Below are 5,238 nucleotides of genomic sequence, written 5' to 3'. Positions count from 1 at the left end.
AATCTAGGCAAAAGTTGAGCAACAATGAACAAAGCGCACTCAGATGAACCCAAAGGGCAGCGCTTGATTAGCATTTCTTCTGTGTTGCCCCACAAGGATGTGGGGTAAGGTGACTTTGCAGGAGCACAAAGTCTTTATCGCCAGACTTACATAGAATGACTATGCTACGCTGGCTCTGCCTTGTATAAATACCAATCAAACTGCTGCAAAAACAAACTTGAAAGATCAACAGGCCCTAATAGAAAGCATTTTGTAGTCGCTTCTAAATCAGTGTTAAAGTGTAGGCAATTTTATTCAGCGTTTATTATTGATTGTGCGATTATTATCTCTGCTCACTACTTTAGGAACTATCACATTCATGAGTTTCATCACTTCAGCTCACGCAACAGCAGCACAAGTGCCACTGACCACTTCGCAAATGCTTGGACAAAAGCTTATGCTCGATTTCCGCTATTACTGCGGTGAAAGCAAAAAGCCAAGTGGGGATTGTAGAGCAGCGATGACAACTTTACCGCCTGAGCTGTCCGAATTAATTAGTAAATACGACATCGGCGGCGCCATTTTGTTCGCCGAAAATGTGCAAAACACCGCGCAAATCGTCAGTCTAACCAATGCTTTGCAAAGTGCGGCACAACAAAGTAAAAGTCAACTTCCTTTATTTATTGCCATCGATCAAGAAGGTGGCCGTGTTGCGCGAATAAATCGTGAACAAGCAACGTCGTTTACCGGCAATATGAGTATTGGAGCAACCTATCCAAAACAGGGTGATACTTACGCAACCAAAGTGGCAAGCGCAATTGGAAAGGAGCTAAATAGCTTAGGGATCAACGTAAACTTCGCCCCAACGGTAGATGTGAACAGCAACCCGAACAATCCGGTGATCAATGTGCGTTCATTCTCGGAAAATCCAACTGTGGTCGCCAAATTAGGTCTTGCTCAGGTAAAAGCATTTGAGGCCGCAGGTGTTCTCTCTGCGCTAAAGCATTTTCCTGGCCACGGTGATACACATGTTGATAGCCACACGGGACTACCTCGTGTTGATCACGACCGCGACAAAATTAACCAGCAAGATTTATTGCCCTTTGCCGAGATAATCAAAGCATCGCCTCCAGGCATGATAATGACTGCCCATATTCAATATCCGGCGCTCGACAACAGTAAAGTCGTTAACTCTCAAGGTGAGAGCATGATAAGGCCCGCGACTATGTCTTATCAGATCATGACACAACTTCTAAGACACGAGTTGGGATACCAAGGCGTGACCGTCACCGATGCGTTAGATATGGCTGGGATCAGCGACTTTTTTAATCCAGTCGATGCAACAATTGAAACGTTTAATGCCGGCGTGGATATCGCGCTAATGCCTATTGCTATTCGCAATCGTGCAGACATCAAACGCTTTGAGCAATATATGGCTCAGCTAGGCGAAGCACTGGATACCAATAAACTAAACCAAGCACAACTTAGCAGTTCTATGGCGCGTATCGCTAAGCTCAAGACAAAGCTGCCGCAATCGAGCGCTTCTTTGGCCATTGCCAATTCAACACTGGGTAATCCAAGCCATCGTCGCTTAGAAGCAGAGCTTGCACTAGCAGCTATCACCGAAGTAAAAAACGATGGTGTATTACCGCTCAGAGATAACGCACAAGTTGTTCACCTTATCATGCCTGATAGACAAAAATGTTTTGCACTGGAGCAAGCGTTACAAGCATACAGCAAAAACTCGCTCACACTTTCTTGTACAAGCCTACAAGCCTACGACCCAAACATTGCACATGAAGCAATTAAACAGGCCGACGTGATAATCGCCGCACATGCATCGCCACCGCAAAGTGCGGTAGAGATTGGTGGCATGGACGATGTGAAAAAGTTACGAGAGCATGGGGTGGCGCGTAATGTGCAACCTGAGGCGCTGAAAGCATTACTGCAATACGGTCAGAAACTGGGTAAAAAACAGCTATTTATCAGCCTAAGAGCACCATACGAAATTAGTACCTTTGGCCCGCTTAGTAACGCAGTATTAGCAAGTTATGCTTATAATGTAGACGTAAATCATGATAAAAAAGTAGCTGGGCCTGCCTACACGGCGCTGGCCAAAGTGATTTTAGGAATAGCGAAAGCGGAAGGTTCACTGCCTGTAACAGTAAACCACTAATTGGAGGAATCTATGGATCCCAGTGCTTCTTTAAGTGCACCACATGCAATAAGAAAAATGATCAAGGATGGTGATTATACGGGCCCTACTAAAGGGTTTGTGCCTGGGTTCACACAATGTAATGTGATTATTTTACCACAAAGTGAAGCATATTCATTCTTTCGCTTTTGTGAGAGTAATCAATCTGTTTGCAAGCTAATTATTCCACCCAGCGAGCCGGGTAATTTTAACTTTGACACTTTGGGGAAAGATATAGACATTCGCTACCACCTCCCCAAGTATCAGATTTTAAAGCATGGCCAGCTCGCCCAAGAATGCCATAATATAGAAGAGCACTGGCGCGACGATTTAGTTACCTTTGCTTTTGCCAGTTATCTTTCTTTTGATAACTTACTCGCGCAGTATGGAATAAACCCGCCATCAGCGAATCCAACCACGCCTTTACCACTTTACATCAGTAACTTGCCTTGCAACTCAGTGGATAAGTACGAGGCAAATCAAATATTGGCGATGCGCCCATTAACCAAGCAAAATCTTATTAGTGCCATTCAAGCGGCAACATTGAGCCGACTTCCCTATGCGTTGCCACTTCATTTTGGTGAACCTAATGAGGTCGGGATCAAAGATCTTAGCAAGCCCAATTTTGGCGAGCCATTGACTTGTAAAGAGGGGCAGCTTCCGGTTTTTTGGGGTTCTAGCCTGACAGCTCAGTTAGCCATAGCAAAAGCGGCACCTGAGTTTTGTATTATGAATAGTCCACACCATTTATTAGTGACAGATAGACAAGATTTAGAGCTTGCAGTAACGAAGTAGGAAATAAGCATGTTATTAAATTGCGACTTGGGTGAAAGCTTTGGCGCTTGGAAAATGGGGTTAGACGAACACGTAATGCCACATATCGACATGGCCAATGTCGCTTGTGGTTTTCACGCAGGAGATCCTGATGTACTCGCGCAAACACTAAAGCTGGTCAACACGCATCAAGTGACACTTGGCGCACATCCAAGCTATCCAGACCGCCAAGGGTTTGGCCGCCGCTCAATGCAGCTCTCTGAGCAAGAGATAATCAACGCCTTACATTACCAAATTGCCGCAATTGAAGGGATGGCAAAGGTGCAAGGCTTAACACTAAATTATGTAAAACCACACGGCGCGCTTTACAACGATATGATGAAGTCACAAAGGATATTAAGCTGTGTTATCAAGGCCATTTCACACTATCCAAGTGAGCTTAAGTTGATGGTGCTAGCCACTGCGCAACAAGCAAGTCACCAACAACTCGCCGACGACTATAACGTATCACTGATTTTTGAAGCCTTTGCCGATAGATTGTACACCGATGAAGGCTTACTTACTCCCCGTTCTGAAGCGGGCGCAGTGCATGACAAATCAGCGCTACTTGCGCAAGTTAAGCAATTACACCAGCAAGGCAGTGTTACAACTGCAAGCGGGAGGTCACTTGCCTTACGCGCCGACACCTTATGTGTTCACGGTGACAATGAGGCGAGCATTGCCTTAATTGAAGAAATAAGAAACGTGATAAATCAATAATTTGTGATAGTCTGGCCGTATATGTTTAATAAGTGAAAGTTAACTCAGCGAAAGGACTTTACATGCAGCTCACCACAGCAAGACTTACCTTAAGGCCTATACTTAATACAGATTGGCCGCTTTGGTTAGAACTTCATCAACAACCAGATGTCATGCGTTTTGTCGGTGAGATCACCGATGAAGCTACGCTGCGTGAAAAGTTTAATCGTGGTTTAAGCGCCGGACTTGGGCAGTGGCACAAAGAAGATAACACTTGGCTCACCTTAGTGATTGAAGAAACGGCCACAGCAACCCCAATCGGGCTACACGGATTTTTAAGTATGTGGACACCGTTTCAACAGGCCGAGTTAGGTTTTATGCTTTCCCCCGAATTTCAAGGAAAAGGTTACGCCTTTGAAGCTTCTAGAGCCGTCATTGATTTTGCCTTACACGAATGTAATTACCACAAGCTCATCGCCACCGTTACCCAAGGAAACCATGCCTCTCACCATTTACTCAAAAAACTAGGATTTGAGCTTGAAGGCACGCTAAAACATAACTTCCAAATTAACGGCGAGTGGGTAAATGACGAGAAGTTCGGATTATTGAGGATATGATCCGTACAGCAAGAACAAAACTTGTTGCACTCACTTCAGTGTATGCAGAGAAGCTTGTCACTTATCACTTAGAGAATCGCGATTACTTTGCACCGTGGGAGCCGACTCGACCAGAAAGCTACTACTCAATGGATTATTGGTTGGTTCATGCAGAGCAAGCCGAACATGCCGCACGATCCGATACCGCTTATCACTTTATTGCGTTATTGCCAGAACGGCCTCAGATAGCCGGGCTATGTAGCTTCACCCAAGTTGCACGAGGTCCGTTTCAAGCTTGTTATTTAGGCTATTCCATAGCATCACAATTTGCGGGTCAAGGCTATATGACTGAGATCTTAGAAGCCGCAATCTCACATATGTTCGATCAGCGAAACATGCATAGGATCATGGCAAATTATATGCCCAGCAACGTGGCAAGCGCGCGAGTGTTACAAAAACTAGGCTTTGAACAAGAAGGCTATGCTAAGCAATATCTACGCATTGCTGGAAAATGGGAAGATCATGTTTTAACAGCCAAGCTAAGAGCAGAATAAACCCCGCGTTGACTATTTTTACATTCATTAACATCAACCTCTGTACTTAAAGACCCTAAAAAGGGTAAGTTTTTAGTAAGTGCGCTGAAACAATCAGTAGAGCCTTTTGATATTTGAGCATAAATCACTCAACAACGCTTGGCAGCCACATAACAATGAATGCTAGTGCCACATTGCTCACGTAGTTTCTTTCCAGTTTATCCCATAGAGTCGCTATAGTTTGCTACTTCTTTATTTTCATAAAAGCGTTTTCAACAAGGTGCCGATATTTGTATATACACCAATCTATATCTTCGTTGCTAACCTTGATGTTTTCTTTTATTAACACATTGGCTTGGCTACCTAGCTTTTTAATATGGTCTCTAAAATCATTATTGTCATCACGGCGGGATCACACTTTGTA

General features: G+C 44.3%; 5 protein-coding genes. All 5 read left to right on the top strand.

Going from position 1 to position 5,238, the window contains the following annotated elements; all coding sequences use genetic code 11:
* The first annotated feature begins 358 nt into the window (after positions 1-358).
* The 5 genes from BB427_RS07245 (at position 359) to BB427_RS07225 (ending at position 4,835) form a co-directional block, all read left to right on the top strand.
* Positions 359-2,155 carry a glycoside hydrolase family 3 protein gene (locus BB427_RS07245; protein WP_069019967.1) on the top strand — a complete coding sequence of 599 codons (1,797 nt, stop codon included), beginning with the start codon at positions 359-361 and terminating at the stop codon, positions 2,153-2,155.
* A 12-nt stretch (positions 2,156-2,167) separates the two neighbouring features.
* On the top strand, positions 2,168-2,968 hold the full coding sequence (locus BB427_RS07240) for a D-glutamate cyclase family protein (RefSeq protein WP_039496315.1): 801 nt from the start codon (positions 2,168-2,170) through the stop codon (positions 2,966-2,968).
* 9 nt (positions 2,969-2,977) lie between these two features.
* Positions 2,978-3,706: a 5-oxoprolinase subunit PxpA gene (locus BB427_RS07235; RefSeq protein ID WP_069019965.1), complete on the top strand. Its 729-nt coding sequence runs from the start codon at positions 2,978-2,980 to the stop codon at positions 3,704-3,706.
* A gap of 62 nt (positions 3,707-3,768) precedes the next feature.
* Complete coding sequence (locus BB427_RS07230; RefSeq protein ID WP_069019963.1) at positions 3,769-4,302, top strand: GNAT family N-acetyltransferase; 534 nt, start codon at positions 3,769-3,771, stop codon at positions 4,300-4,302.
* Complete coding sequence (locus BB427_RS07225; RefSeq protein ID WP_069019961.1) at positions 4,299-4,835, top strand: GNAT family N-acetyltransferase; 537 nt, start codon at positions 4,299-4,301, stop codon at positions 4,833-4,835. The genes BB427_RS07230 and BB427_RS07225 overlap by 4 nt, the downstream gene beginning before the upstream one ends.
* Positions 4,836-5,238 lie beyond the last annotated feature (403 nt).

The sequence above is a fragment of the Pseudoalteromonas sp. BMB genome, assembly GCF_001709235.1.
Taxonomy (GTDB): domain Bacteria; phylum Pseudomonadota; class Gammaproteobacteria; order Enterobacterales; family Alteromonadaceae; genus Pseudoalteromonas; species Pseudoalteromonas maricaloris.
The sequence above is the reverse complement of the archived record's forward strand: the minus strand, read 5'-3'. Positions and strand labels throughout refer to the sequence as shown.